Below are 18,312 nucleotides of genomic sequence, written 5' to 3' on the forward strand. Positions count from 1 at the left end.
GAGGTTGTCATCGTGACCGTCATGAACTATTCGGGGTACCTTCACCTGAAGGAACTGCTGGCGCTGCAGAATCCGCTCACACCGTCCGACCAGCAGGACCTCCACGACAGCGAACGGCTTTTCATCGTCGTGCACCAGGCGTCCGAGACGCTGCTCAGCCAGGCGATCGCCGATCTCCGCCACATCGAGGCCGGGGACTGCGGCGAAAACTGCTCCGCCTACCGGGTGGATCGGGCGACCCACATCGTCCACGCCCTCGTCGGGCATTTGGAGTTGATGCACCGCACGTTGGAGCCGGAGGACTTCATGCGGTTCCGCGATCGGTTCGGAACGGCGAGCGGTCTGCAGTCCCCCCAGTTCCACGAACTGTTCCGGACGACCGAGCGCCTCACCACCGGGAACACCGGCCGCGAACTCGGGGTGGAACCCCTGCAACTGCTGGGGCTCAGCGCCGCGATCCGGCAGTGGCGGTACACGCATTTGAAGATGGTCGAGCACATGATCGGCAGCCTGCCGGGCTCGGGTGACACCTCCGGCCTCGAATACCTCGAACGCCAGTTGAACGGAACGCCGCGGTGCGAATACGCCGACGGCGCCACCGCCGGAAGGCCCCGGACGCATTCCTGAGAGGCGAGAAATGCGCGCGCACTCCCCGAGTTCCCCGCTGGGGCACGTCGTAATCCTCGGCGGCAGCATGGCGGGCCTGCTCGCCGCCCACGTCCTGTCGCGCCACGCCGAGCGGGTGACGGTGCTGGAGCGCGACAACTACGACGCGGGCAGCGGGCCGAGGTCCGGTGTGCCGCAGTCCCGGCACACCCACGTCCTGCTCACCAGCGGCATGAACGCACTCGACGAGCTCCTGCCCGGCGTGGTGCGGGAACTGGAGGACGCGGGCGCGCCGAACCTGTCGATCCCGGCGGACCTCGGTGTGTGGCAGGCGGGCCAGTGGGTGTCGCGCGCCAACGCGTCCCGTCCGGTCATGACCGGGTCGCGACCGCTGCTGGACCACGTGGTCCGCGGCCGGGTGCTGGCCGACCCGCGCATCGACGTGCTGACCTCGACCGAGGCGACCGGGTTCCTCGGCGGTCCCGACCGGATCACCGGGGTCTCGGTCCGCGGCAGGGGAACCGACCACCAGGAGCACGACGGCATCGAGGCCGACCTGGTGGTGGACGCCACCGGGCGCGGCAGCCGGACGCCCGAATGGCTGACCGCGCTCGGCGGGACCGCACCCGCCGAGGAGGTGCTGGAGACCGGGAGGGCTTACGCCACTTGCGTCTTCGAGACCGACGACGCCGGATCCCCGGATCAGGTAAGGGGTTTCTACATCGTCCCCGACGCGGCCCAGCCATTCGGCGCGATCATCCTGCCCGCCGAGGGCGACCGCTGGATGGTCACGCTGTCCGGGCCGCGGGGGCAGGCCCCGCCCACCGATCCGGCGGGCTTCGTCGACTTCGCCACCTCCCTGCCCCACGACGCCCCGCACAAGTGGCTCAGCACCGCGCGTCCGCTCAGCCGTCCCGTCGGGTACCGGCACACCGCGAACCGGCGGCGGCGCTACGACCTCGCGGCCCGCGACCGCACCGGGCTCCTCGTCGTCGGGGACGCGCTGTGCATGTTCAACCCGGTCTACGGCCAGGGCCTCTCGGTGGCGGCGCTGAACGCCGTCGCCCTCGACCGCGCCCTGGCCAAGCCCGACGTCCCCTCGGCGCACGTCCTGCAGCGCAAGGTCCTGCGGTCCTCGAACGGGGCGTGGGACGTCGCCACCGGCGCCGACAGCCCGATGCCGGGAGCCACCGGCGACGCGGTGCGCTCCGGGTTCGTCGACCGGCTCCTGAACCGGTACCTGGAACGCGTGCGTGTCCGGGTGCCCGGCGATACGGTGGTGTGCCGGGCCTTCCGGGACGTCCTGTTCCTCCTCGAGCCCCCCAGCAGTCTGCTCACCTCACCGCAGGTCGTCCTCCGGACGCTGCTGCGCCCCGCGATCCCGACGCCGCCCGACCTCCCCACACCGTGAAGCGCCACACCGCGGTCCCCTGCACCCACTTTGTGACCATCGCTGCCCCCACCGTGGAGGTTCAACCCATGCGACGCACCAGCGCACCCGGCCACCGGCAGGTGGGCCGAACGGCCCACGATCCCGCTTCCCCAACGGAACCCACGACGTCCCGAGCGGCGGTGGCCCGATGACCGCGGCACCGATCAGGATGCTGCCCGCCGCCCTCGACACCGGCATGGCGATGGTCGCCCCCGTCCTGCGCGAAGCGGTGCAGCACTACCTGTGCCCCGAGATGGAGCGGGTCGCCCAGTACCACCAGGGCTGGGCCGACGCCGACGGCAGGCCCACCGGCGCCTGGGGCGGCAAGCTCGTCCGCCCCGCGCTGGCCCTGCTGTCCGCCCGCGCCGCGGGGAGCACGCCGACCGCCGGTGTGCCCGCCGCGGTCGCGATGGAGCTGGTGCACAACTTCTCCCTGCTGCACGACGACATCATGGACGGCGACACCGACCGCCGGGGCCGGGCGACGGCGTGGACGCTCTTCGGCGTGCCCAAGGCGATCCTGGCGGGCGACGCGCTGCTGACGGCGGCGACGGCCGTGCTGCTCGACTCCGACGGCGCGGGCGCCCGCTCGGCCGCGGTGTCGCTGATGACCTCGACCCAGCGCATGATCAGCGGCCAGGTCTCCGACGTCGACTTCGAGCGGCGCGAGGACGTGACGCTGACCGAGTGCCTGAAGATGGCGGGCGACAAGACCGGTGCGCTGCTGGCCTGCGCCAGCTCGCTGGGCGCCGACCTCGTCGGCGCGGACCCGATGCTCGTCAAGCGGCTCAACGCGTTCGGCGAGCACGTCGGGCTCGCGTTCCAACTCGTCGACGACATGCTGGGGATCTGGGGCGAGCCCGAGCGCACCGGCAAGCAGGTCGGAGCCGACCTGCGGGCCCGCAAGAAGTCCCTGCCCGTGGTGAAGGCGCTCAACGCGCCGAGGTCGGGGGAGCTGGCCGCCCTCTACTTCGGCGCGGAACCCCTCACCGAACAGCAGGTCGCGCGCGTGACCGTCCTCGTGGAGCTCTCGGGGGCGAGGGACTGGGCGGAGAACGAGGCCGCGCGGCAGATCGCCTCCGCGCAGGAGTGCCTCGACAGCTCGGGGATCGAGGACGAGGTGCGCGAGGACTTCCTGGAGATCGCCGCGTTCATCACCGGCAGGCGGTTCTGACCGCCGTTCCACCGGTACCGCCCGGAAGGCCGACGGGATCGTCGGCCTTCCGGGCGGGATGACCCAGCACGGACGGGGTCCGGTCGCCCACCGGTGCCGCGACTTCCCGGAAGCCGCCGCACCGACCACGGACAGCCGGACCTGACCACCGCTACACCCATGCGCCCGGAGAGCCGACGGGGTCGTCGGCTCTCCGGGCGGCATGACCGCGCGCCCGACAAGGGCGCCGGACCCGGACGCCCATCGGCGCGCGTCCGGATGACCACCACCACTGCCGCCCGACCGGACCCCCGTCCGGTCGGGCGTCGGCGAACGTGATGAAGCCCGGCCGGGCACCGGCCGCGGCGGCTCGTCGACTCAGCAGGGCGAGCGGGGCACACCGCGGGCCCCGAACCACGTGATCCGAAGGGTCCGACATGCTCACGCGTCCGCGGGGTACCGGTGTGCTCGCACTCTCACCGGGCAGACTCGCCCTGCTCGCCCTCCTCCATTCCGCCGTCGTCACGTGGGTGCTGTCCGCACGGGTTCCCGCGGGCATGACCCCCGCGGGCCGGTCGGTGACCGCGGCGGCCGGGCTCGGCCACCACGGCCAGTCCGCCGTGCCCGGCCCGCCGCCCATCTGCGCCGAGCCGCTGCCCCACCTCGTCGGCACCGCGGTGCTCGCGGCGCACGTGGCCATGGTGCTGCTCGTCGGGTGCGTCCTGCTGGTCCGCGAAGTGCTGCGGCGCAGGGGGAAGCCGCACGACTCGCTGCCGGTCCGGTTCGGCTTCGCCGCGCTCACCGGTGTGGCCGCCGTCGTGATGACACCGCTCGTCGCGTCGATCAGCCTCGGCGTCCTCCCCTCGTTCCGGCAGTTCCTGGTCGACGCGGCGGTGGTCGGGCGCTACGCGTTCCTGCTCGCGCTCGTCCTGACCGTCCTCATCGGACTCCCGTGGCGACTCCACCTGCCCTCCCCCGCCCCATTCCCCTTGTCCTGACCGAAAGGACCCACCATGGTCACCCGACGAAGCCTCATGAAGCTCACCGGGCTGGGCGGCGCGGTCGCGCTGCTCCCGGCCGAACGAGCCATCGCGGCGCTGATGCCGACCGTGACGGCGACGCCGTTCTCCGCGCCGCTGCCGATCCCCCCGGTGGCCAGACCCGTCCGCCAGACGGCGACCACCGACTTCTACAACGTGGCGATAGGCGAGACCACCGCGGAGGTCTTCCCCGGCGTGCGGACGAAGGTGTTCACCTACAACGGGAACTTCCCGGCCGCGACCATCGTCGCGCGGCGCGGCCGCGAGGTCTCCGTCACGCACACCAACTCGTTGACCGCGCCGACCGTCGCCCACCTGCACGGCGCGCACGTGGCCGCCTCCAGCGACGGCTACCCCATGGACGTCATCAACCCCGGCGGCAGCCGCGAGTACCGGTACCCGAACGCGCAACTGGGCGGGACGTTCTGGTACCACGCCCACGCGCACCACACCGAGGCCGAGCAGGTCTACCGCGGCCTTGCCGGGTTCTACCTGCTGAAGGACGACCAGGAAACCGCGTTGGGGCTGCCCGGCGGCGACTACGACGTGCCGCTGATGGTGCGGGACGCGCACTTCGACGACGCGGGCCAGCTCGTCTACGTCAACGGCGACTTCAACGCCAGGACGACGCTGCTGGTCAACGGCAAGCCGCAGCCCTACTTCCAGGTCGCGGCGCGCAAGTACCGGCTGCGCTTCGTCAACGGCTCCAACGAGCGCGCGTTCCGGCTCAAGCTCGCCGACGGGTCGGCGATGACCCTGATCGGCTCCGACGGCGGCCTGCTGCCCGCGCCGATCACCGCGTCGAGCTTCGACCTGTGGCCGGGCGAGCGCGTGGAGGTCGTCGTCGACTTCTCCCGCTACGCGGTCGGCACCAAGGTGGTGCTGGGCAACGACCTCGGCGAGGTGGACAGCACGAAGTCGGTGATGCGCTTCGACGTCGTGCGCACCGCCACCGACACGAGCAGGGTGCCGTCGGTGCTGCGCGCGCTGCCGAACCTGGGCACGGCCACCGTCACCCGCGACATCCAGCTCAAGCTCGACCTGTCGACCGGCGCGTTCCAGTTCGACGGCAAGGTCTTCGACTCCACCAGGGTCGACCAGCACATCAAGCTCGGCACCACCGAGATCTGGCGGATCACCAACGCCGACACCGCACCCGCCATCCCCCACAACCTGCACCTGCACCTCGTCCAGTTCCAGGTGCTCGACCGCGCGGGTGTCGCGGTCGGCGGCCACGAGACCGGGTTGAAGGACACCGTGACCGTCCCGCCCGGCGCGACCGTGCGCATCAAGGTCCGGTTCGACGGGTTCGAGGGGCGGTACGTGTACCACTGCCACATGCTCGACCACTCGGCCACCGGGATGATGGGCCAGATGGAGATCACCCGATAACGGACAAGCCGGGCGGCGACCACCCGCCGCCCGGCCTTCCGGCATGCGTTGCAGCACGTCCCGACCGCGACCGGACGCGGCACGATCTAGGGTGTCGGCATGATTTTCTACACGGACGAGGAGAGCCGGACGCTGCGAACGGCGGTCTACGGCGCGATGGTGCTCGTGTCACACGCCGACCCCGGCCCCGTGGCCGAGGAGCGCTTCGCAGGCCTGCGCGCCATGGTGAAACTCCCGGAGGAACTCCGCCACGTCCTCAACTCCGCCCGTGTCCGCCTGCCGGAGGGATCGGACTCCGAACTGGAGACCAGGGTCCTCGAGGCGCTCCGGCGCTCGGTCAGGCTCCTGGCCGCCAAGTCACCCGAGGACGCCGCGGCGTTCCCGGTGGCCGTGGTCGCCATCTGCGAGGAGGTCGCCACGGCCGACGGCGAGGTCGTCGACACCGAGGACGAGATGATCACCAAGGTTCGGGCCGCGATGGCGGAGTAGGCGGCGGGCCGTCCGCCGCGCACGCGGCGGACGAACCCCGTGGGTACTCGGAGACGTCCGCACAAGGCGTCGACTCCGCCACCGACCCGGACGATCCCGCGTCCGGGTCGTTCTCGTGGGTGCCCGGCCCGCCTAGTCGCGGCAGCGGCCGGTCACGCCTTCGGCGCGCTGCTCCCACCGGGGCCGTCGGACGGACCCGCCGGGGCCGCCGCGCGCCGGTCCAGGATCGCCAGGGTGCTTTCACACCACCGGATCGTCGCCTGCTCCAGCGATCGGCCGCCCATGAGGGTCAGGTAGGGCCCGACGCGGTCGGACCGGACGAGGAACTCCTCCTCCGTCCGGTTGTCGAGCAGCCGCGCGCGGAGCCGGTCGTAGCGCGCCAGTTTGGCCCGCGCCCACTCCAGGCGTTCCCGCACGGCCGCCCGGACCGCCCGCGGGTCGCCCGCGTCGACGGCCTGGACCTTGATCAGCAGGTCGTCGCGCAGCGCAGCGGGCTTGGCCGGTTCGGCGGTGAAGGCGTGCAGTTCGCGCCTGCCCGCGTCGGTGAGCGTGAACAGGCGCTTGTTGGGACGGCGTTCCTGCTGGACGACCCGTGCCGCGATCAGGCCGTCGACCTCCATCCGCTCGAGTTCGCGGTAGAGCTGCTGCGGCGACGTGATCCAGAAGTTGGCGACCGAGGCGTCGAAGCGCTTGGCCATGTCGTACCCCGACGCCTCGCCTTCCAGGAGCGCGGCCAGGACCGCGTTGCGCAGAGCCATCTGGACAAGGTAGCAGCACGGTGATTAATGTCCGATGGGACTAGTCAACAAATTGCCCATGGAGAACCGATGCACCCGTTCCGCAAGGCCGTGGAAGCGCGCGACCAGACCGCGATCGAGGCCCTGCTGGCCGACGACGTCGTCTTCACCAGCCCTGTCGCGTTCACCCCCTACCCCGGCAAGCCGGTCACCGCCGCGATCCTGCGCGCCGTCATGCGCGTCTTCCAGGATTTCCGCTACGTCCGCGAGATCGGCGCCCCCGACGGCCCCGACCACGTCCTGGTCTTCACGGCCCGCGTCGGCGAGCGGGAGATCCACGGGTGCGACATCCTGCACGTGAACCCCGAGGGCCTGATCGACGACCTCACCGTCATGGTCCGCCCGCTGTCCGCCGCGAAGGCGTTGTCGGAGGCGATGGGGGCGCAGTTCGAGCGGATCACCAAGGAGGCTACGGGCGGGTGACCGGTCCCCCGCTCACGGCAGCAGGGCGTCGACGAGCGCCTCCGCCAGCCAGTCGCGGTAGGTGTCGGGATCCCAGCCGCGGATGGCGGTGAGCTGCGTGTACAGCTGCGGGCCGGTGAGGACCCAGCACACGTCGGCCTGGCGGACCGGATCGACGCCGGGGCGCAGCAAGCCCGTGTCGGCGAGATGGGCGAGGAACGCGGTGACGCCGGTCAGGCGTTCGCGTTCGGCCTCGGCAAGGACCTCCGCCACCTCGGGACCCGCCGCGCCGAGCAACGAGAACAGCGGCGCGAGGCGGGCCTGGACGTCACGGGCGAAAGTGGCGTACAGGCGCAGTTTCCCGTTCGGGTCCTGAGTGGACAGAACCTCCCGGAGGGCAGGGCGTCGCGACATGGGCACGGGCTCGTCGTCGCCGGCGAGGGTGACGTCCCACAGGGCCTTCACCAGACCCCGTTTGCCGCCGAAGACCTTGTGCACCGTCTCGGGTGACACACCGGCGCGGATGGCGACCGCGCGGACCGTGGTGGCCTGGTAGCCCTCCACCGGCAGCAGCTCACCGCACGCGCGGAGGATCGCCGCGCGGTTGCGGTCGGCGGCGGACCTCCGGTTGGCCGCGTTGTAGGCCCTGGGTGGCACGGCACCTCCTCATATTCGATACAGTCGATTGTATCGAATTTGCGCGCCCCGCGCCGCAGCAACCCGTCGGAGAGCCCCATGCCCAGCACCACCCCGGTCCGCCAGGTCGCTCCCGGCGTCCACCGGCTCGGCGACGACGTCGTCAACTTCTACCTGGTGGACCACCCCGACGGCCTCGTGCTCGTCGACGCCGGACTGCCCGGCCACCTGGGACAACTCCGCGCGCACCTCGCCACGACCGGCCGCGATCTGGCCGACGTCCGGGCCGTGCTGATCACCCACGCGCACCCCGACCACACCGGCCTGGTCACGGCGCTGACCGAGGCGGGCGTGGCCGTGCGGGTGCACAGCGCGGACGCCCCGATCCTGGCCGACGGCCCGCGCGGCGCCATGCGGCACGCCAAGCCCGAGCGCTCGATGCTCCCCTACCTGCTGCGCCGCTCCGCCGCCGTCGGCACCCCGCTGCACATGGCCCGGTACGGCGGGTTCACCGCGCCGCCGTTCACCGGGGCGCACGGGTTCGACGGCGACCGGACCTTCGACGAACTCCCCGGACGGCCGCGGGTGATCGCCGTGCCCGGCCACACGTCCGGCAGCACGGCCTACGCCTTCCCCGACCTCGGCGTCGTGTTCACCGGTGACGCCCTGGTCACCCATGACGGCCTCACCGGCCACCGCGGCCCCGGCCTGGTCTGCCGCGCGTTCACCGGCGACAGCGCCGCGGCGCTGGTTTCGCTCGACCGCCTCGACTCCCTCCCGGACACCGCGCTGCTGCTCCCCGGCCACGGCGACCCGTTCGCCCACGGCGTCGCGGCCGCCACCGCGCTGGCCCGCCACACCGGTGTCTCCTGAACCCGGATGCCCGTCGGTGCGGTGTGGCACCATCCCGGACGTGACCAGCAGACCCGCCCCGGCTCAGCGCCTGAGCGACCTCGCGCGCCTGCGCCGCGTCCGCGACCGGATCGACCGGGAGTTCGCGCGGCCGTTGGACGTCGAGTCGCTGGCGCGCGACGCGCACATGTCGGCGGGGCACCTGAGCCGCGAGTTCAAGGCGGCCTACGGGGAGTCGCCGTACGGGTACCTGATGACGCGGCGCATCGAACGGGCGATGGCGCTGCTGCGCCGCGGCGACCTGAGCGTCACGGACGTGTGCTTCGAGGTCGGCTGCCAGTCGCTCGGGACGTTCAGCACCCGCTTCACCGAACTGGTCGGCGTGCCGCCGAGCACCTACCGCCGCCAGGCCGCCCGGACGACGGAAGGCATGCCGTCGTGCGTGGCCAAGCAGGTGACGCGACCGGTCAGGAATCGAGAAGCGCGGTCCCCGAGCCGCACTTAGTGTGGCCGCCATGGACATCACGGTGCACACCACCTACCTCCCCCAGGACGACCCCGACGCGGCGGTGGCCTTCTACCGCGACGTCATCGGTTTCGAGGTCCGCAACGACGTCGGCTACAACGGGCTGCGCTGGATCACGGTCGGCCCTCCCGGCCAGACCGGCACGGCCATCGTCCTGCACCCGGTCGCCGTCGACCCCGGCATCACCGAGGACGAGCGCCGCACCATCGCCGAGATGATGGCGAAGGGCACGTTCGCCGCCATCAACCTCGCCACCAAGGACCTCGACGACACCTTCGCGAAGGTGCAGGGCAGCGGCGCCGACGTCGTCCAGGAACCGACCGAGCAGCCGTACGGGATCCGCGACTGCGCGTTCCGCGACCCCGCGGGCAACCTCGTCCGCATCCAGCAGCTGCGCTGAACCACACGGAGACGAAGAGCATGGACACGAGGAAGAACACCCCGACGCCCGCGCCGCACGAGGCCGACGACCACGACCTGATCCGCGTGCACGGCGCCCGCGTGAACAACCTCAAGGACGTGAGCGTCGAGATCCCGAAGCGCAGGCTGACGGTGTTCACCGGCGTCTCCGGCTCGGGCAAGAGCTCGCTGGTGTTCAGCACGATCGCCGCGGAGTCGCAGCGGATGATCAACGAGACCTACAGCGCGTTCCTCCAGGGCTTCATGCCGACGCTGGCGCGGCCCGACGTGGACGTGCTGGAGGGCCTGACCACCGCGATCATCGTCGACCAGGAGCGGATGGGCGCCGACCCGCGTTCCACGGTCGGCACCGCCACCGACGCCAACGCGATGCTGCGCATCCTCTTCAGCAGGCTGGGGACACCGCACATCGGCTCGCCCCAGGCGTTCTCGTTCAACGTCGCCTCGATCAGCGGGGCGGGCGCGGTGACTTTGGAGCGCGCCGGGCAGAAGGTGAAGGAGCGGCGCAGCTTCAGCATCACCGGCGGCATGTGCCCGCGCTGCGAGGGCCGGGGCTCGGTCAACGACATCGACCTCACCGCGCTCTACGACGACAGCTTGTCCCTCAACGAGGGCGCGCTCACGATCCCCGGCTACAGCATGGAAGGCTGGTACGGGCGCATCTTCCGGGGCTGCGGCTACTTCGACCCGGACAAGCCGATCGCGAAGTTCACCAAGAAGCAGCTGCACGACCTCCTGCACCGCGAGCCGACCAAGATCAAGGTCGAGGGGATCAACCTGACCTACTCGGGGCTGATCCCGCAGATCCAGAAGTCGTTCCTGTCGAAGGACCGCGAGGCGATGCAGCCGCACATCCGCGCGTTCGTCGACCGGGCGGTCACCTTCACCACCTGCCCCGAGTGCGAGGGCACCCGGCTCAGCGAGGCGGCCAGGTCGTCGAAGATCGCGGGCACCGGCATCGCCGACGCCTGCGCGATGCAGATCAACGACCTCGCCAAGTGGGTCAGCGGCCTGGAGGAACCCTCCGTCGCCCCTCTGCTGGCCGCGCTGCGGCACACCCTCGACTCGTTCGTCGAGATCGGACTCGGCTACCTATCCCTCGACCGCCCGTCCGGCACGCTGTCCGGTGGCGAGGCCCAGCGCACCAAGATGATCCGCCACCTCGGCTCGTCGCTCACCGACGTCACCTACGTCTTCGACGAACCGACGATCGGCCTGCACCCGCACGACATCCAGCGGATGAACGGCCTGCTGCTGCAACTGCGGAACAAGGGCAACACCGTCCTCGTCGTGGAGCACAAGCCCGAGGCCATCGCGATCGCCGACCACGTCGTCGACCTCGGGCCCGGCGCGGGCTCCGCGGGTGGCGAGGTCGTGTTCGAGGGCACGGTGGAGGGCTTGCGCGCCAGCGACACCACCACCGGACGCCACCTCGACGACCGCGCCTCCCTGAAGCCGTCGGTGCGCGAGCCCTCGGGCAAGCTCGAGGTGCGCGGCGCGGACCTGCACAACCTGCGCGGCGTCGACGTCGACATCCCCCTCGGCGTGCTCGTGGTCCTCACCGGTGTCGCCGGGTCCGGCAAGAGTTCCCTGGTCCGCGGCTCGGTGTCCGGCCGCGACGGCGTGGTCTCGGTCGACCAGACCGCGATCCGCGGCTCACGGCGCAGCAACCCCGCGACCTACACCGGAATGCTCGAACCGATCCGCAAGGCCTTCGCCAAGGCCAACGGCGTGAAGCCCGCCCTGTTCAGCTCCAACTCCGAGGGCGCCTGCCCCAATTGCAACGGCGCGGGCGTCGTCTACACCGACCTGGGCATGATGGCAGGCGTCGCCAACCCGTGCGAGGTCTGCGACGGCAAGCGGTTCCAGGCGGAGGTGCTCGACTACACCTTCGGCGGCCGCGACATCAGCGAGGTCCTCTCGATGTCCGTCGACGAGGCCGAGCGGTTCTACGCCGACGGCGACGCCAAACTGCCGGCAGCGCACAAGATCCTCACCAACCTCTCCGACGTGGGCCTCGGCTACCTCACCCTCGGCCAACCGCTCACCACCCTGTCCGGCGGCGAACGCCAGCGCGTCAAGCTCGCGACCCGCATGGCCGAACAGGGCGGCGTCTACGTCCTCGACGAGCCCACCGCGGGCCTGCACCTCGCCGACGTGGAACAACTGCTGGGCCTCCTGGACCGCCTGGTCGACTCCGGCAAGTCCGTCATCGTCGTCGAACACCACCAGGCGGTCATGGCCCACGCCGACTGGATCATCGACCTCGGCCCCGGCGCGGGCCACGAGGGCGGCGACGTCGTCTTCGAGGGCACTCCCGCCGACCTGGTCACCGCCCGCTCCACCCTCACCGGCGAGCACCTCGCGGAGTACGTCGGCGGCTGAACCTAGTCGCGGGCTTCGTCCAGCAGACCGGCCACCTGCGCGGTCCGCTGGTACAACACGTAGCGCCCGGCTCTGACCTTGGTGACGAGGCCCGCGCGGTGCAGTGCGCCGAGGTGGTAGGAGATGGTGCCGGGGGTGTACCCGATCCGGGTGGCGAGTTCCTTCGTGGACCTGGCGGTGTCGAGGTCCGCGAGCAGGACCGCTCGGGCGTTGCCGACCACTTGCGCGATGCTCCCGGACCTGCGGTCCCGGCCTGCTCCGACCCGCTCGGCGGGGTAGTAGAGGACGAACTGCCCTGGCGTGTCGACCTGGATGACGACGCCGGGCCTGCTGAGCACACTGGGGGCCAGCACCAGGTCCCGGCCGGTGACGTCGATCTCGCCGTCCCACGACTTCGGGAGGGCGACCGCGTCACCCGCCCACTCGATGTCGGGGTGGAGTGCCGCGAGCGTCCGGCCGATGCCGTGGGTGGCGATGGCCGTCGCGCGCTGGGCGATGTCCTGGTCGACGATCGAGCGCAGTTCGGGCCAGCCGTCGGAGAGGGTGTCCCGCCAGAACCGGGCGAGCCCGTTGGCCAGACGCCGCTGCATCCGCCCCGACTCCGCGACCCGACGGGTCGCGGCCCGCAGCGGCCTGCTCCAGTGGGTGCGGGTGTAGGTGAAGACCTGGGTTTCGAGGTCGTCCTGCGCCACCGCCTCGATCCGCGCGACCTGCTCGTCGAGCAGCCCACGACGCCGCCCGTCGGTCCCCGGCTGCGGGGTGAGCAGGTCCGGCGCGTAGGTGTCGCCGTTGCGCGGCAACAGGTCCGCGAGCAGGGCGACGTCGGGATGCGCGAGTGACGCGCGGGCGAGCGGTCCCGGATCCCCGAACACCGGGTGCCGTCCCGACGCGGCGGTGAGCTTCAGCCAAGCCATGGATTCCGACGCCGGGGAAGGCGATAACCGCGTCCTGGACACCGTGTCAGCGTCTACACGCAGCGTGAGCACCGCGCCGACGTTAGCAGTGCCGCGGCGGATTCGAACGGGTTCGAATCCTTTCCGGCGCGGGGTTCCCGCGGGGTTGAGTGGTGGTGCCGAACAACACCGTCACTCGAAGGACCAGGGAGTGGTTGTCATAGTGGGACTGAAGGAAACGATGAAGGCGAAGAGCCGCACGAGCAGGGTCGGCGCGATCGTGGCCGCGGTGGCGTCGGTCGCCGGGATGGTCTTCACGGCCGCGCCCGCCACCGCGGCCGACTACCCCACCAGCACCTTCGAACTCCCGTACACGGCGAGCCACTACAACGGCACGGCCACCTGGTACAACCGGTCGGTCAGCGTCACCGGGACGTTCAAAGCCAGCAACTGCCGGCGGATCTACGTGCGGGCGTTCGCGGGCAACACCTCACTGGATTTCCAGAGCACCAGCCTCTGGTGCAACAGGACCGATACGGCCCCTTTCACCCTTGACACGAACGTCGTCGGCGGGGCCGACAACATCTGGATCTACATGACCTACCTGGACGGCGCCGTCGAAAGGAACCTCGTGGAACGGACCTGCTACCGCAGCTCCAACTACTGCGTCGACGGTCTGCACTAGATCCACGATCAAGGCGCCGAGCAGGTCCGGACGAACTCGAGGACCGATCGTCCGGACCTGCTGGCGGACCGCAGGTCACAGCAGTTCGGTCCGCCGAGTTCAGACGGACGGGCCACCATGGGGGTCGGCAGCTCGATCCACCGCACCTCCACCCGGACAGGACAACCGAGGGCCGGGTCACCCGGTGACCACCACCAGGTGAATCCCCACCACCCCACCGGGTGAACCACAACCACTCCCCATCACACCCCGGCTACATTCCCCCCGGCCAACACCGAGGAGAGGACCGGGGCACATGAACCCACAACCCGCCCCAGGCACCCTGCTGTCCAGCACCCCCCTGCCCACCGCCTTCTGGCCGACCCACACCACCGAGGCCACCCAGGTCCTCTACCAGGGCGTCGGCTACGACGGCGCCGGGCGAGCCGTCAGCGGGTCGGTGTTCCTCCCCGCCGGTACCCCTCCCCCGACCGGCTGGCCCGTGGTCGCGTTCGCCCACGGCACCACCGGCCTCTCCGACCACTGCGCCCCCTCGCGCACGGGCCTCAGCAGGCTCGAACGCGACCACGTCTCCCGCTGGCTGGCAGCCGGCTACCTGGTGGCCGCGACCGACTACGAGGGTCTCGCCAGCACGGGCCCGCACCCGTACTTCAACGGCGAGGCGGTCGCCGACGACGTCATCGACATCGTCCGGGCCACCCGCCAGCTCCACGACCACGTCAGCACGTCCTGGCTGGTGGCGGGCTTCTCCCAGGGCGCCCACGCGGCCCTCTTCGTGGGCCTGATGGCCACCCGCTACGCCCCCGAACTGGACTTCCGCGGCACGGTGGCGCTGGCCCCGCTGGTGCACCTGCCCCGCCTCATCGGCATCCTGACCGAGGACGGCGCCCGCCCCGTCTCCATCCTCCTGCCGTTCCTGCTGGCGGGCCTGCGCGCCTCGCACCCCGACTTCGACGCCCGGCCATACCTGACCGACGCGGGCGGCGAGCTCGTCGACGTCGCGTCCACGGCGACCCTGATCGACATGTTCCGCGCCATCGGCCGCCAGACCAACGACACCGCGGGCATCACCGGCATCCGCGCCCGCCCCGGCGTCGACCCCGTGCTCCACGCCTGCCGCGTCCCCGTCGCCAGGATGGACCGCCCGGTGTACCTCACCGCCGGTGACGACGACGAGGTCGTCCCCGTCGCCGTGGTCGAGCAGTTCGTCGCGGACCTCCGCGCCACCGGCACACCGGTCGAGTACGACCGCCACCCCGGAGCGGCGCACGCCGACGTCCTGGCCGCGGGCCACGACGTCGTGATCGCCTGGACCGCCACCCTGAACCGCGGCGACGCCCCGACGCCCCCACCCGACTTCACCACCCTGGACGCCAACGGCGACGGCCACCTCACCGAGGACGACTTCGAGGTCTTCGCCCTGCGCCTGGTCCAGGCCTTCGGCGAACCACCCGGTTCCCCCACCGCTCTCGCCATCCGCCACCACTACCGCCTGCTCTGGTGGGCGCTCGCCGCCAGGTCCGACCGGGACCACGACGGCACCGTGACCCAGCCCGAATACCTCCACTGGCTCGACACCACCACGCACGACGACGGTTTCGACCGCGACATCCGGCCACTGGCCGAGGCCGTGGTCCAACTCGTGGACACCGACCGGAGCGGCACCGTCGACACCATCGAGTTCACCCGCCTGCTGCGCGCTTGCGGCCTGTCCCCCGACGAAGCCACCGCCGACCTCGCCGCCATCGACCGCGACCGGGACGACACGGTCTCGGTGGCGGAGATCGTCGACGCGGTCCGCGACTTCTGCCTGGCCCCCGCGTCGGGCAAGCCCGGCCACTGGCTGTTCGGGCGGTTCTGAGGCGGCGGAACCTCCCGGAACAGCTCGGGTAAGGTCCTCCGGGTGGGGGAGATCGTGCGCATCGGCGTGTTCTACGACGGCACGTGGTTCGCGTACGTGAGCGACTTCTACGCCACCGCGCACCCGCGGGCCGCAAGGGTCGCGCTCGACGGCTTCCACGACGCGCTGCGCTGGTACGTCCACAACGAGACGGGCCGCGCCCTCGAGGACTGCCTGGTGCACGAGGCGCACTACGTGCGCGGCCGCATCGACACCCCGGCGCGGTCGTTCGACGCGGTGCTGGCCGCCGCCGAGATCACCCGGCACGACCTGCCGCTGCACGGCGGCAAGGAGAAGGGCGTCGACGTCCACTTCGCACTCGAGGTGTGGGACCGAGCCACCACGGTGCCGTTGCAGTGGGTCGTGCTGGTCACCGGGGACGCCGACTTCACCCCGCTGGCCACCAGGCTGACCGGGCGCGGTGTGAACGTGGTCGTGCCCGTGGTCGACGCCCGGTTCCCAGCCGGTGAACCGCCGCCCGCCTGGACACCGCGCACCGCCGCCCCGCTGCGGGCCGCGGCGACGTCGACTCCGGGCTTCGACGCCCTCTTCGCCCCCGCCGACCGCGACGACTACCCGCTGCGGCGCCCGTTCGTGCGCTCCAGCGAGGCCGTCGCCTCCCTCGTCGGCTCGCCGCGCGGCCGCCGTCGCGGCACGGTGACCGGCTGGAAGCCGGGACAGCAGCACGGGTTCATCACCGACAGCCGCGGCGGCTCCTGGTTCGTGTCCCGCGACGACCTCCCCGACGGCCACACCGGTCTCCCCAACGGCACACCGGTCTCGTTCACCGGCTCACCCGCGCCGACAGCGGGCCGGAAGTACCCGCGCGCGTACTCGATCCGCCCGGAGTAGCGGGGCTGCGGGAAGCCGTACCCGCGGCACCCGCGGGCACGCCTGAAGTCACTCGAACGGCGCACACCCGCGGTGATCGGGCGATTGCCCACCTCCGCGCACCGGCTTAACGTCGATCCTCGTCCGCGCGGACAGTCCACCCCGACCCTGCACGAGGGAGATCCGGAATGGCTGAGTTCCGCACGCCCTGGAACCGATTAGCCGGCCTCACCGCGGCCACGATGGCGATCGCCGTCGCGACCGCGCTGCCCGCCGCCGCCGAAGGCGGGATCGTCGACGCCGGCGGCCCCGGCGCCATCGCGGGCAGCTACATCGTCGTGTACAAGGCCGACACCGTCTCGGCGCTCACGGACTCGTTGGCCGCCAAGGTGAACGCGAAGGTCGAGCACCGCTACGGCGTGGCGCTCAAGGGCTTCGCCGGCGCGATGACCGAGACGGCCGCCAAGCGGCTGGCCGCCGATCCCGCCGTGGCCTACGTGGCGCAGAACCACATCGTGCGGACCGTTGCCGACCAGCCGAACCCGCCGTCGTGGGGGCTGGACCGGATCGACCAGCGCGACCTGCCGCTCAACCAGAACTACCACTACGACACGACCGCGCCGAACGTGCACGCGTACGTGATCGACACCGGCATCCGCACGACGCACGTCGACCTCGGCGGGCGGGCCACGTTCGACTACAACGCCGTCGACACGAACAACACCGACTGCAACGGCCACGGCACGCACGTGGCGGGCACGATCGGCGGCGGCCAGTACGGCGTGGCGAAGGGTGTGCGGCTGCACGCCGTGAAGGTGTTGAACTGCGCGGGTTCCGGCACCATCGCCGGCGTCGTCGCGGGCGTCGACTGGGTCACCGGCAACAAGGTCCGCCCCGCCGTCGCCAACATGAGCCTGGGCGGCGGCGTCGACACCACGCTGGACACCGCCGTGCGCAATTCCATCGCCTCCGGCGTCACCTACGCCATCGCTTCGGGCAACTCCAACGCCAACGCCTGCAGCTTCTCCCCCGCCCGCGTCGCCGAGGCGATCACGGTCAACGCCTCCGACATCAGCGACAACCGCGCCTCGTTCTCCAACTACGGCACCTGCACCGACCTCTTCGCCCCCGGCGTCAACATCACGTCGGCCTGGGGCACCGGCGACACCGCCACCAACACCATCAGCGGCACCTCCATGGCCACCCCGCACGTCGCGGGCGCCGCCGCCCTCTACCTGGAGGCCAACCCGAACGCCTCCGCGCAGCAGGTCCGCGACGCACTGGTCACCAACGCCACTCCCGACAAGATCGGCAACCCCGGCGCCGGATCGCCCAACCTGCTGTTGTCCACCGGCACCACCACCCCGCCCCAACCCGGCCAGGACACGCTGCTGCGCGGCGAAAGCCTCCAGGTGGGCCAGTCCAAGACGTCCACCGACGGCCGCTACACCCTGATCATGCAGGGCGACGGCAACCTCGTCCTGTACACCTCCGGCGGCGCGGCGCTGTGGTCGACGGACACCTGGGGCACCGACGCGGCCTACGCCGTCCTCCAGGGTGACGGCAACCTCGTGCTGTACTCCACCGCGGGCGTGCCCAGGTGGCACACCAACACCTGGGGCACAGCCGCCGACCACCTGGTCGTCCAAACCGACAGCAATGTCGTCCTCTACGGCCCCGGCGGCCAGGTCTTCTGGCACCGCCTCCAGTAGCGCGACGGGCCGGGGCCACCACACGGCCCCGGCCCGCCCTTCCGGTGTTCCAACACCACTCGGCAGGGCTGGGCCGAAGTCGAGCACCAGTGGCTCGACCTGCCGGTTTCGAGGTGCAGCACACCCGCATCGAGCAGGCGTGGACGGCATCGCGGCAAGCA

General features: G+C 71.4%; 18 protein-coding genes. 15 read left to right on the top strand and 3 right to left on the bottom strand.

All coding sequences use genetic code 11. The features are described 5' to 3' along the window. Window positions 1-21: 21 nt before the first annotated feature. The 6 genes from RM788_RS03255 to RM788_RS03280 all read left to right on the top strand — a co-directional run bounded on the left by RM788_RS03255 (window position 22) and on the right by RM788_RS03280 (window position 6,112). Window positions 22-627, top strand: a complete 606-nt coding sequence (locus tag RM788_RS03255; RefSeq protein WP_315934969.1) for a tryptophan 2,3-dioxygenase family protein — start codon at window positions 22-24, stop codon at window positions 625-627. Window positions 628-637: 10 nt separating this feature from the next. Further along, window positions 638-2,017 carry an FAD-dependent oxidoreductase gene (locus RM788_RS03260; protein ID WP_315929979.1) on the top strand — a complete coding sequence of 460 codons (1,380 nt, stop codon included), beginning with the start codon at window positions 638-640 and terminating at the stop codon, window positions 2,015-2,017. Window positions 2,018-2,186: 169 nt separating this feature from the next. Further along, the gene (locus RM788_RS03265; RefSeq protein WP_315929980.1) at window positions 2,187-3,212 is read left to right on the top strand and encodes a polyprenyl synthetase family protein; all 1,026 of its coding nucleotides are present in this window, start codon (window positions 2,187-2,189) and stop codon (window positions 3,210-3,212) included. A gap of 416 nt (window positions 3,213-3,628) precedes the next feature. Continuing rightward, window positions 3,629-4,189: a hypothetical protein gene (locus tag RM788_RS03270; RefSeq protein ID WP_315929981.1), complete on the top strand. Its 561-nt coding sequence runs from the start codon at window positions 3,629-3,631 to the stop codon at window positions 4,187-4,189. Between the two features lie 15 nt (window positions 4,190-4,204). Beyond that, window positions 4,205-5,623, top strand: coding sequence for a multicopper oxidase family protein (locus RM788_RS03275; protein ID WP_315929982.1), 1,419 nt, complete (start codon window positions 4,205-4,207; stop codon window positions 5,621-5,623). Window positions 5,624-5,722: 99 nt separating this feature from the next. Further along, window positions 5,723-6,112, top strand: coding sequence for a hypothetical protein (locus tag RM788_RS03280; RefSeq protein ID WP_315929983.1), 390 nt, complete (start codon window positions 5,723-5,725; stop codon window positions 6,110-6,112). A 152-nt stretch (window positions 6,113-6,264) separates the two neighbouring features. On the opposite strand, the gene RM788_RS03285 is transcribed toward RM788_RS03280, so the two are convergent. After that, the gene (locus tag RM788_RS03285; RefSeq protein WP_315929984.1) at window positions 6,265-6,870 is read right to left on the bottom strand and encodes a PadR family transcriptional regulator; all 606 of its coding nucleotides are present in this window, start codon (window positions 6,868-6,870) and stop codon (window positions 6,265-6,267) included. 69 nt (window positions 6,871-6,939) lie between these two features. Here RM788_RS03285 and RM788_RS03290 point away from each other — a divergent pair, with 69 nt between their 5' ends. Continuing rightward, window positions 6,940-7,332 (top strand): nuclear transport factor 2 family protein, encoded by a 393-nt coding sequence (locus RM788_RS03290; RefSeq protein WP_315929985.1) that lies wholly within the window; start codon window positions 6,940-6,942, stop codon window positions 7,330-7,332. A gap of 12 nt (window positions 7,333-7,344) precedes the next feature. Here the strand turns inward: RM788_RS03290 and RM788_RS03295 are convergent, their stop codons facing one another. Then, a complete protein-coding gene (locus RM788_RS03295) occupies window positions 7,345-7,968 on the bottom strand; it encodes a TetR/AcrR family transcriptional regulator (RefSeq protein ID WP_315929986.1) in 624 nt (207 codons plus the stop codon). Window positions 7,969-8,046: 78 nt separating this feature from the next. Here RM788_RS03295 and RM788_RS03300 point away from each other — a divergent pair, with 78 nt between their 5' ends. The 4 genes from RM788_RS03300 to RM788_RS03315 are packed head-to-tail and all read left to right on the top strand — an operon-like array spanning window position 8,047 to window position 12,130. Beyond that, a complete protein-coding gene (locus RM788_RS03300) occupies window positions 8,047-8,820 on the top strand; it encodes an MBL fold metallo-hydrolase (protein ID WP_315929987.1) in 774 nt (257 codons plus the stop codon). Between the two features lie 40 nt (window positions 8,821-8,860). Then, window positions 8,861-9,304 (top strand): helix-turn-helix transcriptional regulator, encoded by a 444-nt coding sequence (locus RM788_RS03305; protein ID WP_315929988.1) that lies wholly within the window; start codon window positions 8,861-8,863, stop codon window positions 9,302-9,304. 10 nt (window positions 9,305-9,314) lie between these two features. Beyond that, window positions 9,315-9,725, top strand: coding sequence for a VOC family protein (locus RM788_RS03310; protein ID WP_315929989.1), 411 nt, complete (start codon window positions 9,315-9,317; stop codon window positions 9,723-9,725). A 20-nt stretch (window positions 9,726-9,745) separates the two neighbouring features. Further along, window positions 9,746-12,130, top strand: coding sequence for an ATP-binding cassette domain-containing protein (locus tag RM788_RS03315; RefSeq protein ID WP_315929990.1), 2,385 nt, complete (start codon window positions 9,746-9,748; stop codon window positions 12,128-12,130). Between the two features lie 2 nt (window positions 12,131-12,132). Here RM788_RS03315 and RM788_RS03320 read toward each other — a convergent pair whose 3' ends face one another. Next, window positions 12,133-13,044, bottom strand: a complete 912-nt coding sequence (locus RM788_RS03320) for an ArsR/SmtB family transcription factor (protein ID WP_315929991.1) — start codon at window positions 13,042-13,044, stop codon at window positions 12,133-12,135. Between the two features lie 220 nt (window positions 13,045-13,264). Between RM788_RS03320 and RM788_RS03325 the strand changes: the two genes are divergently transcribed. The 4 genes from RM788_RS03325 (at window position 13,265) to RM788_RS03340 (ending at window position 18,151) form a co-directional block, all read left to right on the top strand. Next, the gene (locus tag RM788_RS03325; RefSeq protein WP_315929992.1) at window positions 13,265-13,708 is read left to right on the top strand and encodes a hypothetical protein; all 444 of its coding nucleotides are present in this window, start codon (window positions 13,265-13,267) and stop codon (window positions 13,706-13,708) included. A 295-nt stretch (window positions 13,709-14,003) separates the two neighbouring features. Next, window positions 14,004-15,569: a lipase family protein gene (locus RM788_RS03330; protein ID WP_315929993.1), complete on the top strand. Its 1,566-nt coding sequence runs from the start codon at window positions 14,004-14,006 to the stop codon at window positions 15,567-15,569. 42 nt (window positions 15,570-15,611) lie between these two features. Beyond that, window positions 15,612-16,460, top strand: coding sequence for an NYN domain-containing protein (locus tag RM788_RS03335; protein WP_315929994.1), 849 nt, complete (start codon window positions 15,612-15,614; stop codon window positions 16,458-16,460). 167 nt (window positions 16,461-16,627) lie between these two features. After that, window positions 16,628-18,151 (top strand): S8 family serine peptidase, encoded by a 1,524-nt coding sequence (locus RM788_RS03340; RefSeq protein WP_315929995.1) that lies wholly within the window; start codon window positions 16,628-16,630, stop codon window positions 18,149-18,151. Window positions 18,152-18,312 lie beyond the last annotated feature (161 nt).

The sequence above is a fragment of the Umezawaea sp. Da 62-37 genome, from assembly GCF_032460545.1.
Taxonomy (GTDB): Bacteria; Actinomycetota; Actinomycetes; order Mycobacteriales; family Pseudonocardiaceae; genus Umezawaea.